Source organism: Paracoccus simplex, from assembly GCF_042648325.1.
GTDB lineage: Bacteria > Pseudomonadota > Alphaproteobacteria > Rhodobacterales > Rhodobacteraceae > Paracoccus > Paracoccus simplex.
In genome coordinates this window covers 50883-75177 of the sequence record NZ_JBHRXE010000013.1, presented here as the reverse complement: position 1 = coordinate 75177, position 24295 = coordinate 50883, and the positions used below count along the sequence as shown (strand labels likewise).

Sequence of the window (24295 nt, the reverse complement as noted above, 5' to 3'; positions counted from 1 at the left end):
GGTTGCCCGGCGTCAGCGCGCGGACAACCCCGGCACATTGTTGGCCCTGAAACCGATCAGCAGGGGAAAGATCGCCGAAGGATGCGGCAGCGCCGGTCGCGGCGCGGGGCCGTGGTCCGGAAGCGAAAACCTGGGGTTCCGTCGCATCCTGCCGGCTCCGTCACGCGGCGGGGCTTGCCGGCGCGGCCGGATCGACGGCCAGCACCGTCAACTCGCGCGTTTCGCCCGCGCGGGTGTCCCAGGTGAAGCGCGCGCCGGTGCGCAGCCCGATCAGCGCCACCCCGATGGGCGTCAGCACCGAGGCGCGGCCGGCGGCGATGTCGGCATCCTCGGGCCATGCCAGCACCACCGTCTGCTCGCGCCCGGTGCTTTCGTCGCGAAAGGTGACGGCGCTGCCGATGCCGGCCGCGTCCTCGGGCATCCGCGCCTGCGGCAGGGTGCGGGCGCGGGCCAGTTCGGTCAGCAGCCGGTCGGCAAGCTCGGGGTTGCGCGCCATTGCCGCCTCGGCAAGGCGTTCCAGCCGGTCGAGCGTTTCGCTGGCGATGATGACCGGCGGTCGCGATGTTTTGGCCATGTCGGCTCCTTCAGGCAATCTCATGCGGCGCCCCGGCCGGAATGCGGCCGTTCGGGCAAGGGGGGGGGGCTGGATGGGGGAACCCCGGGCGCGAGGTCAGCGCGGCAACGCCTCTGCCCGGGGCAGAAGGCGCGTCAGCAGCACACCGGTATGGCACCGGCTCCTGCGCGGGGGGAAGCAACTGGTCATGGCGGCAGTCTAGCCGTCGGGGCGGGACGAGTCGAGGGCGGCGTCCATGCCCGCGCATCCCGACACCGCCATGGGTCCGACGCGCGGCAAAAGCTGGAGCATCCGGCCCGGCGGCAGGGTCGGCCCGCCCCGGCCGCGCGGAGGAGCCAGGGGAGAAAGGATGAACACCAGGCCGTCCCCCGCGGATCGGCCGGCCACGCGGGGCCTGACCGCGGCCCAGACCCAGACCCGACAGGCCGGCGCCCGGAAACCGGCGAAAGAGACGGCGCGAGTTTTTGGGAACCTCTGCCCGGCCGCAGCCTTTTCATGAAGGGGGCCCGGCAAGGGGAGAGCGAAACCATGCAGCCAGACGGGGGCGCGCCCGACGGGGGTGGCATCGCGGAAGGCGGCCGGACCGGCATGACCGCCGCCTCGGTTTTCGAGGCCGCGGGCCGCGAGGTGCTGCGGCGGGGGGCGCTGCAGGCGGCGCATTTCGACGAACGCGCCGCGCGCTTCGACCTGAAACAGGTCGACAGCGACCAGCGCATGCTTTACCAGGCCGCGCTGCGGGCCGAGGCCGAGGACGAGCACATCACCACCGCGACGCGCTGGCTGCTCGACAATTACCACACCATCGCCGAGACCTATCGCCACCTGCATCGCGACCTGCGTCCGGATTTCCTGCGCTCGCTGCCGCGCGGCCGCTTCCGGCCGGCGGCCGAGCCGATTCCGCGGGTGCTGGCGCTGGCCTGGGATTATGTCGCGATGACCGACGGCGACCTGCGCGAGCGCAGCTTCGCCGATTTCATCGCCGGCGCGCAGCAGGTCGAATGGCTGACCATCGGCGAGCTGTGGTCGCTGCCCTCGATGCTGCGCTATGCGCTGCTCTTGCGGATGCTGCGGCTGAGCGAGGAGGCCGAGCAGGCCCGCCGTGGCCGGCGCGAGGCCAATGCCGCCATGGACCGGCTGATGGCCAAGGACGATCCCGGCCCGGCGGATTTCGACCTGGTGGTGCCCGGCGCCTCGCTGCAGAATCCGGCCTTCGTGGCGCATGTGATTTATCGCATCCATGCCGGGCTGGACCGCACCCATGCCATCACCGCCGAACTGGCCCGGCGGCTCGAGGCGCAGGGCCAAACCGCCGAGCAGATGATGACCGGCGAGCAGCTGCGCCAGACCGCCAACAACGTCACCGCCGCGCATGTCATCCGGGCGCTGAAGCGGCTGGACGAGATCAACTGGCGCGAATGGTTCGAGGCCACCAGCCGCACCGAGGCGATCCTGCGCGAGGATCCCGACCACCGGCGGCTGGCCCCGCAGAGCCGCAACGCCACCCGCAACCGCATCGAGATGATCGCGCGCCATTCGGAGCTGTCCGAACCCGAGGTGGCCGAGCGGGCGCTGGCGGCGGCGGCGCGGCGCGGCATCCCGGCCTCGGTCGTGCTGCTGGGCGACGACGCGGCCCGCTTCGAGGCCGAATGCGGCTATCGCCCGGTCTGGCGCGAGCGGCTGGCCCGGCTGCTGCGCCACCAGGGCGTCCTTGCCCTGGTGGTGCCCCTGGCGGCGCTGATGGCGCTGGCCCTGGGGCTGTGCCTGGCCTATGTGCCCTCGCAGACCGGGGGCTTTCTGGCCGCCGCGCTGATCCTGCTGTCGCTGGCGCCGTTCCTCGACGCATCGCTGGCGCTGTTGCGCTTCGTCGCCAGCCGGCTGATCGCGCCGTCGCAACTGCCCGCCTATGGGTTCAAGGACGGCATCCCGCCCGAACATGCGACGCTGGTGGCCGTGCCCTGCCTGCTGACCAGCCTGGACACCATCGACGACCTGCTCAGCAATCTCGAGGTGCATTACCTGGCCAACCCGGACCCGACGCTGAGCTTCGCGCTGCTGGCGGATTTCACCGACGCGGCCGAGGAAACGACGCCGCGCGACGCCGAACTGCTGGCCTATGCCCGCCAGGGCATCGCCGCGCTGTCCGAGCGATATGCCCATACCGGGCAGCGCTTCTACCTGCTGCACCGCCGCCGGCAATGGAACGAGGCCGAGGGCATCTGGATGGGCTGGGAGCGCAAGCGCGGCAAGCTGGTCGAGCTGAACGCGCTGCTGCGCGGCAGCCACGACACCAGCTTCGTCGATACCGGCCCGCGCCCGCCCGAGGCCATCCGCTATGTGGTGACGCTGGACGCCGACACCCGGATGCCGCGCGACACCGTGCGGATGCTGGTGGGCATGATGGCGCATCCGGTCAATCGGCCGGTCTATGACCCGGCGCGGCAGCGCATCGCCCGCGGCCACGGGCTGATCCAGCCGCGCGTGACCTCGCTTCTGAAACACGGCAGCCAGACCTCGCCCTTCCAGCGCATCCTGTCGCAGGACAAGGGGCTGGACCCCTATGTCTTTACCGTCTCGGACCTGTATCAGGATCTGTTCGACCAGGGCACCTATACCGGCAAGGGCATCTATGACGTCGATGCCTTCATCGCCGCCGCGCAGGACGGCATCCGCGAGAACTCGGTGCTGAGCCACGACCTGATCGAGGGGGCCTGGCTGCGCGCGGCGCTGGCCACCGACGTGAACTTCATCGAGGACTATCCCAAGCGCTTCGACGTGGACCTGTCGCGCCAGCACCGCTGGGCGCGCGGCGACTGGCAGCTGCTGCCCTATCTTCTGGATCTGCGCAACGGGCTGGACGCGCTGGCGCGGTTCCGCATCGTCGACAACCTGCGCCGCAGCCTCTTGCCGGTGGGGCTGATGCTGGCGGCGCTGGTGGCGCTGATCGGCCTGCCGCATGCCGACGCGATGTTCTGGCTGGGGCTGCTGGGCGTCTCGGCCGGCCTGTCGCAGCTTCTGGGCTGGCTGATGGGGCTGATGCCGCGCCAGTCCGGGGTGGCGCCGCTGCGCCACATGCTGGTCATCGGCAACGAGCTGATCGACCAGGTCATGGCCTTCATGATGCGGCTGACGCTCTTGCCCCAGATGGCCTTCAGCATGGTGGACGCCACGGTGCGCAGCCTGTGCCGGGTCTATCTGTCGCGGCGCGGCCTGCTGGAATGGACCACCACCGATGCCGTGGCCAGCCGCGGGCACGAGACGCCGCTGGGCTATCTGGCGCTGATGCGCGGCGGGCTGGTCCTGGGGCTGGGCTTCGTGGCGCTGGTGGCGCTGCTGCGCCCCGAGAACCTGGCGCCGGCCCTGGCGCTCGGCGTCCTGTGGCTGGGGGCGCCGCTGATCGCCTGGGTCAGCGCCCGCCCGATCAAGCACGAGGGCGCGCGCGCCCTGACCGGCGACGAGCAACTGGAATGGCGGGCCGAGGCGCGGCTGATCTGGCGCTTCTTCGAGACCTTCGTGACCGGGCGCACCCACCACCTGCCGCCCGACAACTATCAGGACGATCCGCAGCCCAAACTGGCCGAGCGCACCTCGCCGACCAATATCGGGCTCTACCTGCTCTCGACCGTCACCGCGCATGAATTCCGCTGGATTACCCTGGGCGAGGCGCTGGACCGCATCGAGGCGACGCTTTCGACCGTCGAGCGGCTGGAGCGGCACCACGGCCATCTCTATAACTGGTATGCGACCGACACGCTGGAGCCGCTGGGCACGCGCTACATCTCGGCGGTGGACAGCGGCAACCTGGCCGGGCAGCTGATCACCCTGTCCTCGACGCTGAAGGAATGGGCGCGCAGCCCGGCGCTGTATCTGCTGCCCGAACTGTCGGGCGCCGTCGACATCCTCTCCGTGATGCGCCGGCTGCATGCGGCGATCCCGCGCGAGCGGCGCAGCCTGAACCCGCTGCGCGACCGCATCGACGAGCGCATCACCGGCCTGTGGCGCAGCATGGCCTGCGCCGACGCACCGCATCTGGCACCGCTGCATGTGCAAAGCTATGCCCGCGCCGCCGCCAACCTGCAGGTGCTGATCCAGGGCCTGGTGACCGAGGTGCCGACCGACGCCGCGCGCGAGCTGGATTGGTGGGCCAGCCGGCTGGTCGGCACCTGCGACGAGATGGAGAGCTTGGGCCGCATCGACCCCGACGAGGTGGCCGTCTCGGCCCGGCGCATGGCGGCGCTGGCCGAGCGCGCCCGGGCCGTCGCCTTCCAGATGGATTTCGCTTTCCTCTACGACCCCGAGCGCCAGCTGCTCGCCATCGGCTACAACTGCGCCGAGGGCGCGCTGGACCAGTCCTTCTACGACCTGCTGGCTTCCGAGGCGCGGCTGGCCTCGCTTTTCGCCATCGCCAAGGGCGACCTGCCGACCGAGCACTGGAACCGGCTCGGCCGGCCGATGACCGCCATGCCCTATGGCTCGACCCTGGTCAGCTGGTCGGGTTCGATGTTCGAATACCTGATGGCGCCGCTGATCATGGACGAGCCGCCGGGCTCGATCCTCTACAGCTCCTGCGATGTGGCGGTCGAGGCGCAGATCCGCGACGGCTGGCGTGCCGGCCGGCCCTGGGGCGTGTCGGAAAGCGCCTACAACGCCCGCGACGCGCAGATGAACTATCAGTATTACGCCTTCGGCGTGCCGGAACTGGCGCTGCGGCGCTGGCTGCGCGACGATCAGGTGGTGGCGCCCTATGCCAGCTTCATCGCCGCCGCTTTCCGCCCGCGCAGCGCGCTGAAGAACCTGCGCCGGCTGGCGCGGCTGGGCGCGCGCGGCGCATACGGCTTTTTCGACGCGGTGGACTTCACCCCCTCGCGGCTGCCCGAGGGACGCAGATCCGCCGTGGTGCGCAGCGTCATGGCGCATCACCAGGGCATGAGCCTGCTGGCCATCGCCAATTGCCTGATGGACGGGCTGCACCGCGACCGCTTCAACGCCGACCCGGTGATCGAAAGCGTCTCGACGCTCTTGCAGCAGAAGACCCCGCGCGAGGTCTCGCCCCTGCGGCGCGAGACGGTGCGGCGGCGGCTGCCCGGCCCGTCCGAGCTGGGCCAGACCGAGATCGTCGAGGTCGCGGATGCCGCCTCGGCCCCGCATACCGTCGCGGTCATGTCGAACGGCCGGCTGTCGATGCTGCTCGATGCCAGCGGTGCCGGCCGGCTGCGGCTGGACGGCACCGCCATCACCCGCTGGCGGCCCGACCCGGCGGCGGATGCCTGGGGCGAGTTCCTGTTCATCCGCGATGCCGGTTCGGGGCGCTGGTGGTCGGCGACGGCGGCGCCCGGCTTCGACCCCGGCATCGCCTATTCCGCGCGCCTGTTCGATTACAAGGCCAATTTCATCGCCAGCGGCGAGGGCATCTTCTGCGAAACCGAGGTGATCCTGTCCGACGACCTGGACGCGCGCGGCGCCCGGGTGAAGCTGCGCAACAGCTCGGACCGGCCGCGCCAGATCGAACTGACCAGCTATGGCGAGATCGTGCTGGACAACAACGATGCCGACCGCGCCCATACCGCGTTTTCGCGCATGTTCGTCGCCACCGAGGCGCAGCCGGACCAGGGCCGCATCTTCGCCCGGCGCAACAAGCGCAACCCGCAGGATCCCGACCGCCACCTGATGCACATGGCGACCGGCGCCGGCGTGCCCGCGGGCGCCGCCACCGACCGGCGGCTGTTCGTCGGCCGCGGCCGCACGATCCGCGCCCCGCAGGCGCTGGACGATCCGGGCGTCCTGGCCGGGCTGGCGCCGGGGGAAAGCTACACGCTCGACCCGATCTTCTCGCTGACCCGGCGGCTGACCATCGACCCGGGCAAGGAGGCGGTGGTGACCTTCTGGACCGCGGCCGCCGCCAGCCGCGCGGCGCTGGAGGAGGCGCATGCCCGGCTGAGCGACGAATCCGCCTATGAGAACGAGCACCAGATGGCCTGGACCCGCAGCCAGGTGCAGCTGCATCACGCCGACATCACCCCCGAGGAGGCGGCGCTGTTCCGCCGCTATGCCGCGCTGCTGGTCTATCCCAACGAGGCGCTGAGTTCGCAGACCGAGCATGCCATGGGCTCGCAATCGGCGCTGTGGCCGATGTCGGTCTCGGGCGACAATCCGATCATGGTGCTGCGCATCAACGATCCCGACCTGCTGCCGGTGGCCCGTCAGGCGATCCGCATGCAGGAATACCTGCGGATGCACGGCCTCGACTGCGACCTGGTGATCCTGAACGAGCAGCGCGTCAGCTACGCCGCGCATCTGCACGAGGCGCTGAACAACCTGTGTCACAGCATGCAGCTGCTGCATTCGCGCCCCTCGGTCTTTGCCGTCGATGCCAACGGGTTGTCGCCCGAGACCCGCGACACGCTGCTGGCCGTGGCCCGCGTGGTGATCTATGCCCAGAACGGCAACCTGGCCGAGCAGGTCCAGCGGCTCGAACCGGCCGAACTGCGGCGCGGCATCACCCGCCCGCCCTCGCGCCCGCTGCAGCGCCCGGCGCTGCATCCCGACTTCCCGGCCGAGGAGTTGCAGTTCTGGAACGGCACCGGCGGCTTCGACGCGCAGGGCAATTATGTCGTGCGCCTGCGCCATGGCGAGGCGACGCCGAATCCCTGGATCAATGTCGTGGCCCGCAGCGATTTCGGCTTCCACATCTCGGCCGAGGGCGCGGGCTTTTCCTGGTCGGCCAATTCGCGCGACCACCAGCTGACGCCCTGGTCGAACGACGCGGTCAGCAATCCGCCGGGCGAGGGGATCCTGATCCGCGATGTCGGCACCGGCGCCATCCATACCCCCTATGCGGCGCTGTCGAGCCAGCGCGAGGCGCTTTACCAATGCCGCCACGGCGCCGGCTTTTCCGAATTCGCCGCCTGGTCGGGCGAGCTGGAGATCACCGCCCTGCACAGCCTGCTTCCCGACGCGCCCCTGCGGGTGATCGGGCTGCGGCTGGTCAATCGCGGCACGCGGCGGCTGACGCTGGACGTGGCGCAGTTCCTGGAGCCGGTGATGGGCGGCGCGCGCGCCAAGACCGCGCCCTATCTGCAGCTGCGCTACCTGCCCGAGGCCCGGGCCCTGCAATGCGACAATCCCTATTCCATCGACTATGCCGGCCAGCGCATGGTCCTGTCGGTGGACAGCGAGGTGACGGGCCTGTGCCTGTCGCGGCCGATCTGGCAGGGCCGCAACCGCGATGCCGGCCTGCCGGCCTGGTTCGATTCCACGCTCAGCCACCGTTTCGTGCATCGCCATGACGGCGACCCGGTGATGATGCTGGAGACCCGGATCGAGATCGAGCCGGGCGAAAGCCGCACCGTCACCTTCCGGCTGGCCGCCGCGCCCGGCGAAACCGCCCGGCCGCTGCTGGCCCGGACCGAGACCGCCCGGCAGGCCGCCACCGCCCAGACCGACCATTGGCAGCATGTCTTCGGCCGGCTGCAGGTGGAAACCCCCGACCCGGCCTTCGACCTGATGGTGAACCGCTGGCTGCCCTATCAGGCCATCGCCTGCCGGATCAGGGCGCGCTCGGCCTTCTATCAGGCCTCGGGCGCCTATGGCTTCCGCGACCAGTTGCAGGACACCTCGGCCATGCTGGTCTATGACCCGGCGCTGGCCCGCGACCAGTTGCTGGAAGCCGGCTCGCGCCAGTTCCCCGAAGGCGATGTGCAGCACTGGTGGCTGCCCGGCACCGGCGCCGGCGTGCGCACCATGATCGCCGACGACGTGGTTTGGCTGGGCCATGCGCTGGCCCGCTATGTCGAGGTGACGGGCGACCGCAGCATCCTTGACGAGCCCTTGCCCTTCATCCTCGGCCGGGCCCTGGAGCCGGGCGAGCATGATGCCTTCTACCGGCCCGAGATCAGCGACCGCCGGGCGACGCTTTACGAACATGCCGCGCTGGCGCTGGAGCTGGCCATCACCCGCACCGGGGCCGAGGGGTTGCCGCTGTTCCTGGGCGGCGACTGGAACGACGGCATGAACCGGGTGGGCGAGGCCGGGCGCGGCCAGTCGATCTGGATGGGCTGGTTCCTGGCCCGCACCATCGCCATGCTGGCGCCGCTGGCTGAGGCGCGGGGCGAGGCCGAGCGCGCCAAACGCTGGCGCACCCATGCCGCGCGGCTGTCGCGGACGCTGGACCGGCACGGCTGGGACGGCGGCTGGTATCTGCGCGGGCTCTATGACGACGGCACGCCGCTGGGCTCGGCCCAGTCGCAGGAATGCCGCATCGATTCCATCGCGCAAAGCTGGTCGGTGATCTCGGGTGCCGGGCGGCCGGCGCGGCGCAACCCGGCGCTGGACGCGGCGCTGGGGCATCTGCTGGACGAAAACGGCATGTTGCTGCGGCTGTTCACCCCGCCCTTTGCCGATGCGCCGCAGGATCCCGGCTATATCAAGGGCTATCCGCCCGGCGTGCGCGAGAATGGCGGGCAATATACCCATGCCGCGATCTGGATGGTGCAGGCGCTGTGCATGGCCGGCCGCGCCGACGATGCCTGGCGGGTGTTCCGGCTGCTGAACCCGATCACCCATGCCAGCGACGCGGCCACGCTGCAGGTCTATCGCGGCGAACCCTATGTCGTCGCTGCCGATGTCTACGGCGCCGAGGAAAAGACCGGCCGCGCCGGCTGGACCTGGTATACCGGCTCGGCCGGCTGGCTGCACCGGGTCGCGGTCGAGCATATCCTGGGCCTGCGCATCAAGGGCGGCGACAGGCTGGAGGTGGAGCCCGCCTTGCCCGCGCACTGGCCGGGCTTCCGCGCCAGCGTGATGATCGGCAACCGCCGGCACGAGGTCGAGGTGACGCGCGACAAGGCCGGCGCGCTGCAGATCCGGTCCGGCTGACGACGAGGCAGGGGAGGGCGGCCCATGCGGCGCTTGATGATCGGCATCCTGGTGTTTCTGGCGCTGCCCCTCGCGGGCCTTGGCGCCTGGCTCTACAGCCTGCCGCCGGGCCCGGCCGCCCTGCAGCCCCCGCCGGTGCCGCAGGCCGAGGCCAGGGCGATGCTGGCGGCGCTGAAGCCTCCGAAACGCGAGCGGCCGCTGATTGCGATCGTCGGCCTGAACGACGCCACCGAAACCACCGACTACCTGATACCCGCCGGCATCCTGCGCCGCGCCGGGATCGGCGATGTGGCCATGCTGGCGACCGGGCCCGGCCCGGTGCGGCTTTACCCGGCGCTGGCGGCGCTGCCCGACGCGACGCTGGCGGAATTCGACGCCCGCCACCCCGCGGGCGCGGATTACGTCATCGTTCCGGCCATGAGCCGCGACGACGACCCGGCGGTCATCGGCTGGCTGCGGCAGCAGGCCGCAGGCGGGGCGATCATCATCGGCATCTGCGCCGGCGCTAAGGTGGTCGCCGCCGCCGGCCTGCTGGACGGCAAGCGGGCGACGACGCATTGGTATTACCGGCAGCAGCTGCTCGACCGCAGCCCCTCGATCGCCTATGTGCCCGACCGGCGCATGGTGATCGACGGCCGCGTCGCCACCACCACCGGCATCACCGCCTCGATGCCGACGATGCTGGTGCTGGTCGAGGCCATTTCCGGCCGCGCCAAGGCCGAGGCGGTGGCCCGCGATCTGGGGCTGGCGCATTGGGATGCCCGCCATGCCAGCGCCGCCTTCGGCCTGACCCGGCCCTTTGCCGCGACGGTGCTGGGCAACCGGCTGGCCTTCTGGAAGCGCGAGCGGGTGGGGCTGGAGCTTCGCCCCGGCATGGACGAGGTGGCGCTGGCGCTGGTCGCCGATGCCTGGTCGCGAACCTATCGGTCGCGGGCCGTGACCTTCGCGGCCTCGACGGCGGCGGTCGAAGGCCGGAACGGCATCCGCCTGCTGCCCGAGACCACCGCGGCCGAATGGCCGCAGAAGCGGTGGCGTTACGACCTTGCCGGCCAAAGCCCGGCCGTGGCGCTGGACCAGGCCCTGCGGGCCATCGCCGCGCGCCATGGCGAACGGACCGCGCGGATCGTCGCCATGCAACTGGAATATCCGCGCTGAACCGCCGCGGCGCTGGCCTCTGGCCCAAGGGCCGGGCCGGTGGCAAAGTGGCGGCATGGAGCAGACCGACATCCTGACCCGCCTTGCCGTGTCGCTGGCCATCGGCCTGCTCGTCGGGCTGGAACGCGGCTGGCAGAGCCGCGCGGAAGGGGACCATCGTCGCGCCGCCGGGCTGCGGACCTTTGCGCTGACCGGGCTGTTGGGCGGGGTGACCGGGGCATTGGCGGCGCAGTTCGGCGGGCTGCTGATCGGGCTGGTATTCTGCGCCTTCTCGGCGGTCTTCGCCGCCTTCCAATGGCTCGAATCGCGGCTCGACCAGGATGTCAGCGCCACCTCCTGCGTGGCCGGGATGCTGGTCTTCCTGCTCGGCGCGCTGGCCGTCAGCGGAGAGCTGGGGCCGGCCGTGGCGGCGGCGGTGGCGATGACCCTGCTGCTGGCGCTGCGCGAGCATCTGCACCGCTGGGTCGCCATGCTGAGCTGGATCGAGATCCGCGCCGGGCTGACCCTGGCGGCGATGTCCTTCCTGCTGCTGCCGGTCATCCCCGACCGCACCATCGACCCCTGGGGCGCGGTCAACCCCTATCGGATCTGGCTGCTGGCCATCCTGATCGCGGCGATTTCCTTCGCCGGCTACATGGCGGTCAGGGCGTTCGGAGAACGGCGCGGCATCATGGTGATGGCGGCGGCCGGCGGGCTTGCCTCCTCGACCGCGACCACGCTGGCCTTTGCGCGGCTGGGCAAGGATCGCCCGGACTCGGCCCGGCTGCTGAGCGCGGGGATCCTGCTGGCCGGGGTGGTGATGGTCTTGCGGGTGGGCGTGATCGCCATCGGGTTGCAGCCGGCGCTGCTGGCCGGGCTGGCGCCGCCGCTGGCGGCGATGGCGGCGGTGACCGCCTGCGGCGCCGCGCTTTTGATGCGGCGCGCCCGGCGCGAGGCGCGGCCGGTCCTCGCCATCGACAATCCGCTGGCCGTGGGAACGGCGCTGAAACTGGCGGGGTTCATCGCCGTGGTGATGCTGGCCGCGGCGGGGTTGCGCCAATGGCTGGGCGATATCGGCGTGCTGATCGTGGCGGCGATCTCGGGCCTCGCCGATGTCGATGCGGTCTCGATCTCGATGGCGCGGATGGGCGGCGGGACGCTGGCGCTGGATACCGCGGCCCAGGCGATCCTGATCGCGGTCGCGGTCAACACCGTGTCCAAGGCGGTTCTTGCAGCCTGGGTCGGTGGGCCCAGGCTGGGGCTGATCGTCGGCGCCGTCAGCGGGCTGGGGATCGGCGCGGCCGGGCTGGCGATGGCCCTGTCGCGGGCGCTGCTGCCTTGAAGCTCAGTGCCCGCCGCCGCCGCCGCCGCCCGCCCCGGGCGCCGGCTTCTGCACGAAGAACAGCAGCAAAGCGAGCGCGGCGAAAAGCCCGGTCAGCAGCACGAAGATGTCCGCAAGCGACATGACCACCGCCTGCAGCCGCGCCATGTTGGTCAGCGTGGCCAATGCCGCGGTGCCGGCCGCATCGCCCAGACCGGAATAGGCCTGTTCCAGCATCCCCAATGCCTGTCCCGCCGCGTCGTTGCCGCCGGTCACGCTTTCGGCGATGCGGGCATAGTGGACATCCTCGCGATTGGTCAGAACGGTGTTGATCAGCGCCAACCCGACCGCGCCGCCCAGGTTGCGGGTCAGGTTGAACAGGCCCGAGGCGTTCTTGACCTTTTCCGGCGGCAGCATCCCCAGGGCGATGTTCGACACCGGCACCATGCAGATCATCAGCGACACGCCGCGCAGGATCTGCGGCAGGAAGATCTGCCAATAGTCCCAGTCTTCGGTCAACCCGGTCATCATCCAGCAGCTGAGCGCGAAGACCGCGAAGCCCGCGCCCATCATCAGCCGCGGATCGACGCTTTGCGACAGCCGCCCGGCGATGGGGGCGGTCAGGAACATCGAGATGCCCGAAACCATCATCGCCTCGCCGATCTGCAGCGAATTGTAGCCGCGGATCCCCGACAGGTAGAGCGGGAAGATGTAGATCAGCCCGTAAAGCCCGATGCCCAGGCCGAACGAAAACACCGAGCCCATGGTGAAGTTGCGGTCGGCAAAGGCGTCCAGCCGCACGATGGGCTCCTCGGCGGTGAAGGCGCGCCAGAAGAACAGGAAGCCGCCGGCGATCATCACCCCGGTCATCGCCACGATCAGCCCATCGGCGAACCAGTCGTCGCCCGCGCCTTCTTCCAGCACGTATTCCATCGCCCCCAGCAACAAGGCCAGCCCCAGGAAGCCCCACCAGTCGAAGCGCTGGAACAGGCTCAGGTCCGGCTTGTCGAAATCGATCAGCAGGAAGGCCGCGCTGGTGACGATGATGCCGGGAATGACGTTGATGAAGAACAGCCAGTGCCAGCTCATGTATTCCGTCAGGTAGCCGCCCAGCGTCGGCCCGACCGTCGGCGCCAGCGTCGCCACCAGCCCGATCATCGGCGAGACGATATGCATCTTCGAGCGCGGGAAGATGGTGAAGGCGCAGGCAAAGACCGTCGGGATCATCGCCCCGCCGATGAAGCCCTGCAATGCCCGCCAGACGATCATCTCGGACATCGAGTTCGACAATCCGCAGAGCAGGCTCATCACCGTGAAGCCGCCCGAGGAGATGGTGAAGAGCCAGCGTGTCGACAGCATCCGCGACAGATAGCCCGACAGCGGGATCATGATGACCTCGGCGATCAGGTAAGAGGTCTGGATCCACGGGATCTCGTCGCTGGAAGCCGCGAGTCCGGCCTGGATCTCGGACAGCGAGGCCGAGACGATCTGGATGTCCAGGATCGCCATGAACATGCCCAGCACCATCAGCAGGAAGGTGATCAGGCGGCGCGGGTCGATGCGGTCCTGATCGGGCGCTGCCGATGCCGGGGCCAGCGCCGCCGCGCTGTCGGCGGGCATGGTTCAGCCCCCGTTCCGCGCGGCCTGCCGGATGCCTTCGGCGGCCGTGCCGTCCAGCGCGCTGGTCGCGGCCGCGCCGGGATCGGCCGCCGGGGCCGGGGCGCTTTGTGTGGGCGCGGGCGCCGGCATCAGCGGCCGGTCCTCGCCGGTGCGGGTATCGACCTCGGCGATGACCGACATGCCGGGGCGCAGGGGCAGGCGGGCGCGGTCCTGCGCGTCGATCTCGATGCGCACCGGCACACGCTGCACCACCTTGGTGAAATTGCCGGTGGCGTTCGAGGCCGGCAGCAGGCTGAACACCTGCCCGGTGCCGGCGGTCAGGCTTTCCACCGTGCCGTGCAGCATCTCGTCCGGCCAGGCGTCGATGCGGATCGAGACGCGGGCGCCGGGCCGGATACCGGCGATCTGGGTTTCCTTGAAATTGGCCCCGACATACAGGTTCCCGACCGGCACCAGCGTGCCGATGCGGCTGCCCGGCGCGACATAGGAGCCGATCTCGACCTGCCGCTCGGTCAGGATGCCGTCGAAGGGGGCGCGGATCTGGGTGAAGTCCAGGTCGCGCTGCGCCTTGCGCATATCGGTATGGGCGGATTGCACATCCAGCCGGGCGCTGTCGAGCCGCGCCTTCAGCACGACCAGCTGCGCCCGCGCCTCGGCCAGCGCCGCCTTGGCGCTTTGAACCTGGGCGGCGGCGGATTTCGCGCTGGCCTCGGCCGCGTCCACCGCGGCCTGGGTGCCGGCCGAGCTGGTCCGCAGCTCGCGCGCGCGGCGAAACGCCTTCTGCGCGCCGTCATTCGTCGCCTCGGCCGCGACCTGCGCCGCCTGGGCCTGCTGGATCGCCGCCTCGCCGGCGGTGATCTGCGCCTCGAGCTGGCGGGCCGCGCTTTCGGCGGCGGCCAGCCCGTTCCGGGCGGTTTCCAGCGCCAGCCGGTAATCCTCGGGGTCGATGCGGGCGATCACCTGGTCCTTGGTTACTGGGGCGTTCGGCGCCACCAGGATCTCGGCGATATAGCCGGTGTCGCGGGCCTGCAGCTGCACCAGATCGGCCTGCAGATAGGCATCGTCGGTTTCCTCGTGGAACCGGCCGAAGCTGAACCAGTGCCAGCCCTGGTAGCCGATCGCCGCCAGCGCCACCAATGCCAGCCCGGCCAGGATGCGCTTGGCCTTGCCGGAGCCGGATTTCTGCGCCGGTGCCGCGGACGCATCTTTGCCGGTCGATGCCATGTTCAGGCCTTTCGATATGGGGCTGCCGGGGCAGGCGGCCGGAGCCGCAGCACAGCCGGGCGCGAGTCGGAAAGGGGGTTTGTCCTGCTTATAGTATTGACCGAACCGTTCGGTCAATATATTCTGATGCCATTCAGCGAACGGGCGCAGGGACGGGCGGCAGGTCGGGGATGGACCCGTCGGCCGCATGCGGCATAACCTCGAGGGCACAGCGACAGGAGGCCCAGTTGAGCGATCCCAGCAGCCAGCGCGCATCCCGCGACCCGGGCGGATGCGGCCCGCCCGAACCCGAGGACAACCCGAAGCGCCGGCAGATCCTGGACGGCGCGCGGCGCATGTTCCTGGCCCAGGGCTTCGAGGGCGCCTCGATGCAGGACGTGGCGCGGGCGGCCGGGGTGTCCAAGGGCACGCTCTACGTCTATTTCGACAGCAAGGAGGCGATGTTCGAGGCGCTGGTGCTGACCGAATGCGGCCGGCTGCAGCGGACCATCCGCCAGCTTGGCGCCGGGGTGGAGGGGGTGGAACACGAGCTGCGCCAGATCGCCCGCAGCATGATCGACACGCTGCTGCAGGACGAGGTGATGGCAGCGATGCGGATGATGATCGGTGCCGGCGAAAAATTCCCCGACCTGGCCCGGAAGATCTACGAGGCCGGGCCCATGCGCTCGATCGAGACCTTGGCCGAGTATTTCGCGCTGCGCGTCACCCGGGGCGACCTGGCGATGCAGGACTGCCGCGAGGCGGGTGCCGAATTCGTCGATCTGGTGCTGGCCGGGCTGCAGCGCCGGGCGCTGCTGATGATGCCGCCGCTTTCCGATGCCGGGACCGACGCCTTCGTGCGCCGTCGGGTGGCGCGCTTCCTGGCCGTGTACGCGCCGAATGCCACGGCGCCCGAACCCCGGCAGTGAATCCGCGAATCCGCTGGCGACGCCGGCGGCGCATGGTGTCACCAGTATAAAATGACGACCCCGGAACCATCTGGAAATGTCGTCTTGGGGCAGGGCGGTCGCACCAGGCGCTGAGCCGCCCCGCTTTCCATTCGAAGGGCCCCAGGGACGGGGATGGGGACGGCGGCGCAAGCAGCCCGGGGGCAGCCATGCGGTCGAACCCGTCATTCGGTGCAGCTCTGCAAGGCATATTACTGCCGACCGTCCCCGCAAATGCGGTCTGCGTCCTCCCAGCACCTGTCTCCAAGATCGGAGACGGACCAGCGAAACTGCCGGGCAGGATCGTTGGCTGGCCTTTCCAGGCCAGCGAGCGCTCAGCAGGTTTCTTGGGACCGCTTGGAGGGCCGCGCACAATCGTTGATTCGGTTAAAGCCTGTGTTACGCTCGCCGCATTTAGGGTGCGAGAAGGAGCATCAGTATGACCCTCGTTACGCGTAGAAGCATCCTGTTGGGGGGCGTCGCTGGCATTGCATTGCTGGGCCCTGTCGCCCGAGCCTTCGGTCAGACAAAATCTCTGACGGATGTGGGGCTCCTCATGAACTCCGCGCCCGAGGCGACGATCTACCAGGCGCGTGAGATCGTCACCCTCGACCCAGACCGTCCCAGCGCAAAGGCCATCGCCGTGGTGGGCGGCCGTATCCTTGCCGTCGGCTCTTTGGACGAGGTCCAACAGACCGTCGGAGATCGGCCTCATCGGGTCGATGACCGCTTTGCCGACAAGGTCATCGTCCCCGGCTTCATCGCCCAGCATGACCATCCCGTCCTTGCCGCTCTGACGATGTCGTCGGAAATCCTCTCGATCGAGGACTGGGCTTTGCCCTCTGGCACCGTCCCGGCCGTGAAGGACAAGCAGGATTTCGTCGACCGGCTGACGAAGGCGGTGAACGCACGCACCGATCCCAAGGAGCCGGTGCTGAGCTGGGGCTATCATCCGGCTTTCTACGGACCGCTCACCAGGGCCGAGCTTGACGCGATCAGCAAGGACCGCCCGATCTTCGTCTGGGGACGGTCCTGCCACGAGATGTTCATGAACAGCGCGGCCCTCGAGGAGGGCGGCGTAACCCAGGAACTGGTCGATGGCTTCGCCGAATCCGCACGCAAGCAGTCCAATTTCGAGGAAGGGCATTTCTGGGAACAGGGCGTGTTCGCCGTCCTGCCGAACATCGCCTCGTTTGCCGCCTCGCCCGAGCGGCTGCAGGCGGGGCTGGAAATCTCGCGCGACTACATGCACGGCAAGGGGATCACCTTCGGCAACGAGCCGGGCGGGATCGTCTCGAAAGCGGTTCAGGACGGCGTGAACGCGATCTTCTCCAGCCCCGACATGCCGTTCCGCTGGTCCTTCATCGTCGATGCCAAGACCGTCACCGCCGCGCATGAGGACGATGCCGAGGTCGTCGCGGCGGCCGAGGCGATGGCGCCCTGGTATGGCGGCATGACCAGCCTGGCGCCCCGGCAGGCCAAGCTGTTCGCCGACGGCGCGATCTATTCGCAGCTCATGCAGGTGCGCGATCCCTATCTCGACGACCATCATGGCGAATGGATGATGGATGAGGATCTGTTCAATCGCGCCTTCCGGATCTTCTGGGACGCGGGCTATCAGATCCATGTCCATGTCAATGGCGATGCCGGGCTTGACCGGGTGCTCGACACGCTTGAGGCGAACCTGCGCCGCAACCCGCGTTACGACCACCGCACGGTCATCGTGCATTTCGCGGTCAGCGCCCCGGATCAGGTGCAGCGGATCAAGGCATTGGGCGCCATCGTCAGCGGCAATCCCTATTACGTCACCGCGCTGTCGGACCAGTATTCCAAGGTGGGCCTTGGCCCCGAGCGGGCGGATTCCATGGTTCGTCTGGGCGACCTGACCAAAGCCGGCATCCGGTGGTCGCTTCATTCCGATATGCCCATGGCGCCCTGCGACCCGCTGTTCCTGATGTGGTGCGCGGTCAACCGCATCACCGCTTCGGGGCGCGTCGCAGCACCCGAGCAAGTCGTTTCGGTCGAGGATGCGCTGCGTGGCGTGACCATCGAAGCAGCCTATTCGCTGAAGATGGAGGACGAGATCGGCAGCATCGTCCCCGGCAAGCGCGCGAACCTGACGATCCTCGACGCGAACCCGCTGGAGGTCGAGCCGAAGGCCCTCAGGGACATCGGCGTCTGGGGCACGGTGATGGAAGGCCGAGTGCTGCCCGCCGGGCAGCCGGAAAAACGGGCCTCACTGATGCCACAGCGGAACATGCGGCCCGCCGACGATACGGCCTTCATGCGCGCGGCACTGGAGCACGCCCTGACGGTGTCCCATTCGCATCTTTGACGGCCCACCCGGCACGGCGGCAACAACCGGGGCCATCCCCGGAATTGTCGCCGCGCCGGCCCACAGGCCGTTCCGCGCGCCTGGGGTCAGGATCCGTCGACTTCAGCCCTCGCTGCAACCGTCATCTTCTGGATATGACAGATCAATGGGCCCTGACCCCAGGCATCGCGGACGAGGTTTCTTCACCGCCCTCGTGTCATTTTTCGCTGATAGCCGCCTGAAGCACTGAGAAAATCCGCGCGGCGTCCAATTGCGCGACGTTGAAGCGCAGGAAGCCGCCGGCCGATTGCGAGACGCTGAACACATTTCCCGGCGCCAGCACGACGCCTTCCGCCATGCAACGCCGCGCGATGGCGGCGGAATCATGGCCGCCGGGCAGGCGGCACCACAGGTAGAAGCCGCCGCGCGGCATGGTCCAGGGCACCAGGCCCAGCGGTTGCAGCCGGTCCGCCGCATCCTTCCGGGCGCGGGCCAGCCGCTGGCGCAACTCGTCCATATGCTTGCGATAGGTGCCGCCGGCCAGGACGCCCGCGATCAGTTCGGTCGCAACCGGGCTGGGACCGCCGAAACTGGTTGCGACCTGCAAATCGGCCAGCCCCTCGATCCAGTCCGGCCGCGCCGCGATATAGCCGCAGCGCACGGAAGCCGACAGCGTCTTCGAGAAGCTGCCGATCCTGGTGACGCGGTTCAGCCCATCCAGCACCGCAAGACGCGGCGACGGCGCCGGCTCGAAATCCGCGAAGATGTCGTCCTCGACGATGGTCAGCCCGTGGGCCGAGGCCGCGCTGAGCACCCGATGCGCGGTCTGCGGCGAAAGGCTGGCGCCGGTCGGGTTGTGCAGTGCCGAATTGGTGATGTAGAGGCGCGGATTTTCGCGGACGAGAGCGTGTTCGAAGGCGGAAACGTCGGGCCCCGAGGGCGTGAAGGGGACGCCGACCACCCGCGCCTGATGCGCGCGCAGCAGAGCCTGGAAATTGAAATAGCAGGGATCGTCGACCAGCACCGTATCACCGGGCCGCAAGAGCAGCCGGCAGATCAGGTCGATGGCCTGCGTCCCCGAGCCGGTCAGCAGGACATGATCCATCGTGGCGGCGATGCCCTCGTCGGCGAAGCGGCCCAACAGCAACCGCCGCAAGGCGGGCGCGCCGCGCGTGCTGCCATAATCAGCCAGCGCGGCGTCATCGGTGCGGGCCAACGCCCGCAACCCCTTGCGGATCGCGCCCTGCGGCATCCAGTCCGCCGGCAGCCAGCCGCAGCCCGGCTTCAGGACCGAGGCGTCGGCGTCCAGCGACTGACGCGAGACCCAGAAGGGATCGACGTCGCGTTCGCGGGTCGGCCCCATCCCGGCCAGGGCCATCGGCGGCAGGTCGGCCCCGGTCACATAAAAGCCCGAGCCGCGCCGGGCGCGGATGATCCCCTCGGCCTCTAGCCGGCCGTAAGCCTCGACCACGGTAAAGGGCGACACGCCCATGGTCCTCGCGAAGCCCCGGACCGAGGGCAGGCGATCACCGGGCGCCAGAGCCCGGTTCGCGATCCGCGCGCGGACGGCATCCATCAGCGCCTCGGTCCGCGTAAGTCCCCGATCCTTCGCCATCCGCCTTGCCCCCAACTGTATCGGTCATGCCGCCTATACGGTTTTCATGAATTGTATTGTGCTGTTCCTGTCTTGGCCAGCACCGGATCGCTATGCACGACACTGAAAAAGCAAGGGGATCACATGGAACGCGGAACGGCGGGTTGGGGCAGCGGCCTCTTGGGCGTCATCATCTTCAGCGGGTCGTTGCCGGCCACCCGCGTCGCCGTGGCGGATTTCTCGCCGATCTTCCTGACCTCGGCCCGTGCGGTGATCGCCGCGCTGCTGGGGGCGGCCTTGCTGGCCGCGTTCCGTCAGCCGCTGCCGGAACGCCGCGACCTTCTTTCGCTGGCGCTGGTCGCCTTCGGCGTCGTTCTGGGCTTTCCGCTGCTGACCGCGCTGGCGCTGCAGCACATCACCGCGGCGCATTCCATCGTCTTCGTCGGAATGCTGCCGCTGGCGACCTCAATCTTCGGCGTTCTGCGGGGTGGCGAGCGGCCCGAGCCCGCCTTCTGGGTCTTCGCGGTGATCGGCGCAGTGGCGGTCGCGGGCTTCGCGCTTCATGGCAGCGGCGGCGGCACGCCGGCGGGCGACCTGCTGATGATCGCCGCGATCCTGGCCTGCGGCCTTGGCTATGCCGAGGGCGCCGCGCTGTCGCGCCGACTCGGCGGCTGGCAGGTCATCTCCTGGGCCTTGCTGCTGTCCCTGCCGGTCATGGCGGCGATCGCGCTGTTCACCTTGCCCGGCGCCTGGTCCCCGATCACCGCGCCGGCCTGGATCGGCCTTGCCTATGTCTCGGTCTTCAGCATGATGGTCGGCTTCATCTTTTGGTATCGCGGCCTCGCGCTCGGCGGCATTGCGGGTGTCGGGCAGCTGCAGCTTCTGCAACCCTTCTTCGGTTTCCTTCTGGCAGCGCTCTTGCTGCACGAGCCCATCGCCTGGCCCATGATCGCCTCTGCCGTTATCGTCGTCCTCTGCGTCGCCGGGGCCAGGCGATACGCGTGACGCTCAGACAGGTCGGGAAGACCACCCCCATCGCGGATTCTGGCTGAATATCCGATCACATAGGCCTGCTTCTTGGACCATGCCTGCCAAGCCGCGCGTTCTGCAAGATCTGCCCCAAGCCTGGGGCATTGATCCCCCGCATCTCCTTCTTTTTCTTTGTGACGCGCGCCCTGGCCATATCCGCCTCGTCCTGCGCACAAGAGAGCATCTTCATGCGCACCCGCGTCCCGACAGGGCATTCGTCCCCCCGTTTGTTCGTCGAAGCTCGCGCTCGCTCATCAGAACAAGTCCCATGCCCGAAGCCTGCCACGCTGCACCGCGCAGCAGCAGCGTCAGCCATCAGGGCAGAGGCGACAACTCTACTTTGCTTCTACGGATTATATTTGGATAATCCGTCTTATGTCATCAAATATGTCCCGGCGCCGGATGACGGATTCCCGCCCAAGGCGTGCCGGACGCCGGCGCGACTCTGCCGAAATCGTGAACGGCGGCAGAACCGCATGGACGCTGCCGTCTCGACGTATTAGGAAGACGGATCAAAGCGCCGCAATCCAGCGCGGCACAGAATCGAGCATAACCGAGCAGACGAGAATGCAATCCGGCAAACGCGCGACCGAACGAGTCGCGACCGTGAGACCATTACAAATCCGCGGCCGCTTCTTCACGGCGGTGGCCCTGCATCTGACCGGACGGCCGGATCGGAGCTTCTTCGACGCGCTCGACGCACGGCTGGCGCAGACGCCGCTGTTCTTTGACAATGCTCCGCTGGTCGTCGACCTGGAACAGGCCGAGGGCATGGACAGCGCCGACGAGCTGCTGCAGTTCACCGCAGACCTGCGCGCGCGCAAGCTCTCGGTTTTCGGCGTGCAGAGCGGCACCGCCGCCCAGGCGCGGGCTGCGGCCGTGGCCGGGTTGATTTCACTGCCCGGCGGCCGCGACGTGCCGCTGGAACGGGTGTCGCGCCAGGGCAGCCGCCCCGAGGCGGTTCAGGTGGTCAAGGAATTGCCGCAGGCCTCGAAGCTCATCGCCCAGCCGGTACGCTCGGGGCAACTGGTCTTTGCGGATCGCGGCGACCTGGTGATCGTCGGCTCGGTCAGTTCGGGCGCCGAGGTGATTGCCACCGGCAACATCCATGTCTATGGCCGGCTGCGCGGCCGCGCCCTGGCCGGGGTCAACGGCGACAGCTCGGCCCGGATCTTCTGTCACGCCCTGGATGCCGAATTGCTGGCCATCGCCGGGCTCTACCGCACCAGCGAGGATCTGGGGCCGGATACGCCGCGGGAACTGGTGCAGGTCTGGCTCGACGGCGAGCGGCTGCGCATCGAATCGCTGAAATAACCCATGATCGAAAGGAAACGCTCGTGAGCAAGGTTATCGTAGTCACCTCGGGCAAGGGCGGCGTCGGCAAGACGACCTCCTCTGCCGCCATCGCCGCGGGTCTCGCCATGCGCGGACACAAGACGGTCGTGATCGATTTCGACGTGGGCCTGCGCAACCTCGACATGATCATGGGCTGCGAACGCCGTGTGGTCTTCGACTTCATCAACGTGATTCAGGGCGACGCCAAGCTGAAGCAGGCGCTGATCAAGGACCGGCGGCTGGAGAACCTGTATGTCCTGCCGACCTCGCAGACCCGCGACAAGGACGCGCTGACCACCGAGGGCGTCAAGACGGTGCTGGACGAACTGCGCGAGGAATTCGACTATATCGTCTGCGACAGCCCGGCCGGGATCGAGCGCGGCGCGCATCTGGCGATGTATTACGCCGACGAGGCGGTGGTGGTCACCAACCCGGAAGTGTCGTCGGTGCGCGACAGCGACCGGGTGCTGGGGCTGCTGAACTCCAAGACCTTCCTGGCGGAAAAGGGCGATGACAGCGCGGTCAAGGCGCAACTGCTGCTGACCCGCTTCGACCAGAACCGCTCGGCCAATGGCGAGATGATGAGCGTGCAGGACGTGCTGGAAATCCTTGCCATCCCGCTTCTGGGCATCATTCCGGAAAGCACCTCGGTGCTGAAGGCCTCGAACGAGGGCACGCCGGTGTCGCTGGACGAGAAATCACCGGCCGGCAAGGCTTACATGGACGCCGTCGGCCGGCTGGTCGGCGAGCAGATCGAGATGCGGGTGAATCCCGGCGAACAGCGGCGCGGCTTCTTCCAGCGGCTGCTGGGACGGACGGCCTGACCATGTTCGGTTTCTCGTTCCGCCAGCGAAAGCCCAATTCGGCGCAGACCGCCAAGGAGCGTCTGCAGATCCTGCTTGCGCATGAGCGCACCAGCAATTCCGGCCCCGATTTCCTGCCGCTTTTGCAGCGCGACATCCTCGAGGTGGTCCGCCGCCATATGGATGTCGACGGCGATGCGGTCGACATCAAGCTGGAACGCAGCGACGACCTGTCGAGCCTCGAGATCAATATCGAGATGCCGGGCAGCGGCAAGACGGCGCTGAAGCGGCTTGGCTGATCGCGGCCGGCGGGGCGCCCTGCCCCGACCACCGCCAGCCACGAGCCACGAGCCACGAGCCACGAGCCACGACCTTACCCCACGATAAAAAGTTTGTGGGGTAAGGAGCAATATGCTATACCCCCCACAGATCGGGAAGCGTGGGGTAAGCGCGATGAAGGACCTCTCGCCGGTGGCCGTTGCCGCCTGGACCGACCTGCTGCGGCATCTGCGGGATGCGGCGGTGGGCGAGTTGCGCGGCACGCCGCGGCTGAAGAAGGTCGGTCAGAAATCCTATTGGTACGACCATTTCCGCATCGGCGACCAGACCGTCGACCGCTATATCGGCGAGGACAACCCCGAACTGCGCACCCGGCTTGAACGCGCCGAACGCATCCGCGCCGCCGAAAAGCAAAGTCAGGCCGAACGCTCGCGCTTGATGCGCATCCTGCGGGCCGAGGGCTGCCTGATGACCGATCGCGGTTCGGGCCAGGTGATCTCGGCCATGGCGCGCAGCGGCGTGTTCCGGCTGGGCGGCACGCTGATCGGGACACAGGCCTTTCGCTGCTACGAGGGAGAGCTGGGCGTGCGCATCGGCTTCGACCAGGCGGCGATGACCGACGACGTGGACATTGCCAGCTTCGAGCGGCTGTCCATCGCCCTTGGCGACCAGGTGACCGAGCCGCTGGCCGAGGTGTTCCGCGACCTCAGCTTTGCCCCCCTGCCCTCGGTCGACGGCCAGCATGTCTGGCGCTGGCGCCAGAGCGCGCAGCAGACGCTGGTCGAGTTCCTGACCCCCTGCTTCGACGAGAACGAGGGCCTGCGCGAACTGCCGGCACTCGGCGTCTCGGCGCAGAGCCTGCATTACCTCAACTACCTGATCGCCGAGCCGATCCAGGTGCCGCTGCTCTATCGCGCCGGTTTCCTGATCCAGGTGCCCCGGCCCGAGCGCTATGCCATTCACAAGCTGATCGTCGCCGACCGGCGGCGCGACGGACCCGACGCGCTCAAGGCCCGCAAGGACCGCGCGCAGGCGGAATTCCTGATCTCGGTGCTGTCGCGGGAACGCCCGGACGACCTGCGCGAGGCCTATGAGACAGCCAGGCAGAAAGGCCCCTCATGGCGGGCGCGGCTGCAATCCAGCCTGAACCGGCTGCCGCACCTGCGGGATAGCCTCGAATCCATATGAGATTTACGTCACAATTCCCTGAAAGAATTTGGAAAATATTACAATTGGCGTGAGGCTCTACAGCGTTTTATTGATTAGTATAT

General features: G+C 68.7%; 14 protein-coding genes. 10 read left to right on the top strand and 4 right to left on the bottom strand.

Going from position 1 to position 24295, the window contains the following annotated elements; all coding sequences use genetic code 11:
• Window positions 1-160: 160 nt before the first annotated feature.
• Window positions 161-574: a nucleoside diphosphate kinase regulator gene (gene rnk / locus ACFOMP_RS06460; RefSeq protein WP_289896060.1), complete on the bottom strand. Its 414-nt coding sequence runs from the start codon at window positions 572-574 to the stop codon at window positions 161-163.
• Between the two features lie 528 nt (window positions 575-1102).
• Between rnk and ACFOMP_RS06455 the strand changes: the two genes are divergently transcribed.
• The 3 genes from ACFOMP_RS06455 to ACFOMP_RS06445 are packed head-to-tail and all read left to right on the top strand — an operon-like array spanning window position 1103 to window position 11921.
• Window positions 1103-9445 (top strand): GH36-type glycosyl hydrolase domain-containing protein, encoded by an 8343-nt coding sequence (locus ACFOMP_RS06455; protein ID WP_379028678.1) that lies wholly within the window; start codon window positions 1103-1105, stop codon window positions 9443-9445.
• A gap of 24 nt (window positions 9446-9469) precedes the next feature.
• Window positions 9470-10600 (top strand): DJ-1/PfpI family protein, encoded by a 1131-nt coding sequence (locus ACFOMP_RS06450; RefSeq protein ID WP_379028676.1) that lies wholly within the window; start codon window positions 9470-9472, stop codon window positions 10598-10600.
• Window positions 10601-10655: 55 nt separating this feature from the next.
• Window positions 10656-11921 carry an MgtC/SapB family protein gene (locus ACFOMP_RS06445; RefSeq protein ID WP_379028674.1) on the top strand — a complete coding sequence of 422 codons (1266 nt, stop codon included), beginning with the start codon at window positions 10656-10658 and terminating at the stop codon, window positions 11919-11921.
• A gap of 3 nt (window positions 11922-11924) precedes the next feature.
• Here the strand turns inward: ACFOMP_RS06445 and ACFOMP_RS06440 are convergent, their stop codons facing one another.
• Together ACFOMP_RS06440 and ACFOMP_RS06435 are read right to left on the bottom strand one after the other, a co-directional pair.
• A complete protein-coding gene (locus tag ACFOMP_RS06440) occupies window positions 11925-13520 on the bottom strand; it encodes a DHA2 family efflux MFS transporter permease subunit (protein WP_379028672.1) in 1596 nt (531 codons plus the stop codon).
• Window positions 13521-13523: 3 nt separating this feature from the next.
• Window positions 13524-14744: an HlyD family secretion protein gene (locus ACFOMP_RS06435; RefSeq protein WP_289896055.1), complete on the bottom strand. Its 1221-nt coding sequence runs from the start codon at window positions 14742-14744 to the stop codon at window positions 13524-13526.
• Window positions 14745-14971: 227 nt separating this feature from the next.
• On the opposite strand from ACFOMP_RS06435, the gene ACFOMP_RS06430 reads away from it, so the two are divergent.
• Complete coding sequence (locus ACFOMP_RS06430) at window positions 14972-15652, top strand: TetR/AcrR family transcriptional regulator (RefSeq protein ID WP_379028670.1); 681 nt, start codon at window positions 14972-14974, stop codon at window positions 15650-15652.
• A gap of 574 nt (window positions 15653-16226) precedes the next feature.
• Window positions 16227-18005 (top strand): amidohydrolase, encoded by a 1779-nt coding sequence (locus ACFOMP_RS06425; RefSeq protein WP_379028668.1) that lies wholly within the window; start codon window positions 16227-16229, stop codon window positions 18003-18005.
• Window positions 18006-18201: 196 nt separating this feature from the next.
• Here the strand turns inward: ACFOMP_RS06425 and ACFOMP_RS06420 are convergent, their stop codons facing one another.
• The gene (locus ACFOMP_RS06420; protein WP_379028666.1) at window positions 18202-19599 is read right to left on the bottom strand and encodes an aminotransferase-like domain-containing protein; all 1398 of its coding nucleotides are present in this window, start codon (window positions 19597-19599) and stop codon (window positions 18202-18204) included.
• A 123-nt stretch (window positions 19600-19722) separates the two neighbouring features.
• On the opposite strand from ACFOMP_RS06420, the gene ACFOMP_RS06415 reads away from it, so the two are divergent.
• The 5 genes from ACFOMP_RS06415 (at window position 19723) to ACFOMP_RS06395 (ending at window position 24212) form a co-directional block, all read left to right on the top strand.
• Complete coding sequence (locus ACFOMP_RS06415) at window positions 19723-20583, top strand: DMT family transporter (RefSeq protein WP_379028664.1); 861 nt, start codon at window positions 19723-19725, stop codon at window positions 20581-20583.
• Window positions 20584-21213: 630 nt separating this feature from the next.
• Window positions 21214-21921 carry a septum site-determining protein MinC gene (gene minC, locus ACFOMP_RS06410; protein ID WP_379028662.1) on the top strand — a complete coding sequence of 236 codons (708 nt, stop codon included), beginning with the start codon at window positions 21214-21216 and terminating at the stop codon, window positions 21919-21921.
• 23 nt (window positions 21922-21944) lie between these two features.
• Entirely contained in the window at window positions 21945-22766 is an 822-nt protein-coding gene (minD, locus tag ACFOMP_RS06405) for a septum site-determining protein MinD (protein WP_019352062.1), read from the top strand.
• A 2-nt stretch (window positions 22767-22768) separates the two neighbouring features.
• Window positions 22769-23044: a cell division topological specificity factor MinE gene (gene minE / locus ACFOMP_RS06400; protein ID WP_019352063.1), complete on the top strand. Its 276-nt coding sequence runs from the start codon at window positions 22769-22771 to the stop codon at window positions 23042-23044.
• A gap of 154 nt (window positions 23045-23198) precedes the next feature.
• Window positions 23199-24212, top strand: coding sequence for a nucleotidyltransferase family protein (locus tag ACFOMP_RS06395; RefSeq protein WP_289896049.1), 1014 nt, complete (start codon window positions 23199-23201; stop codon window positions 24210-24212).
• The last annotated feature ends 83 nt before the right edge of the window (window positions 24213-24295 follow it).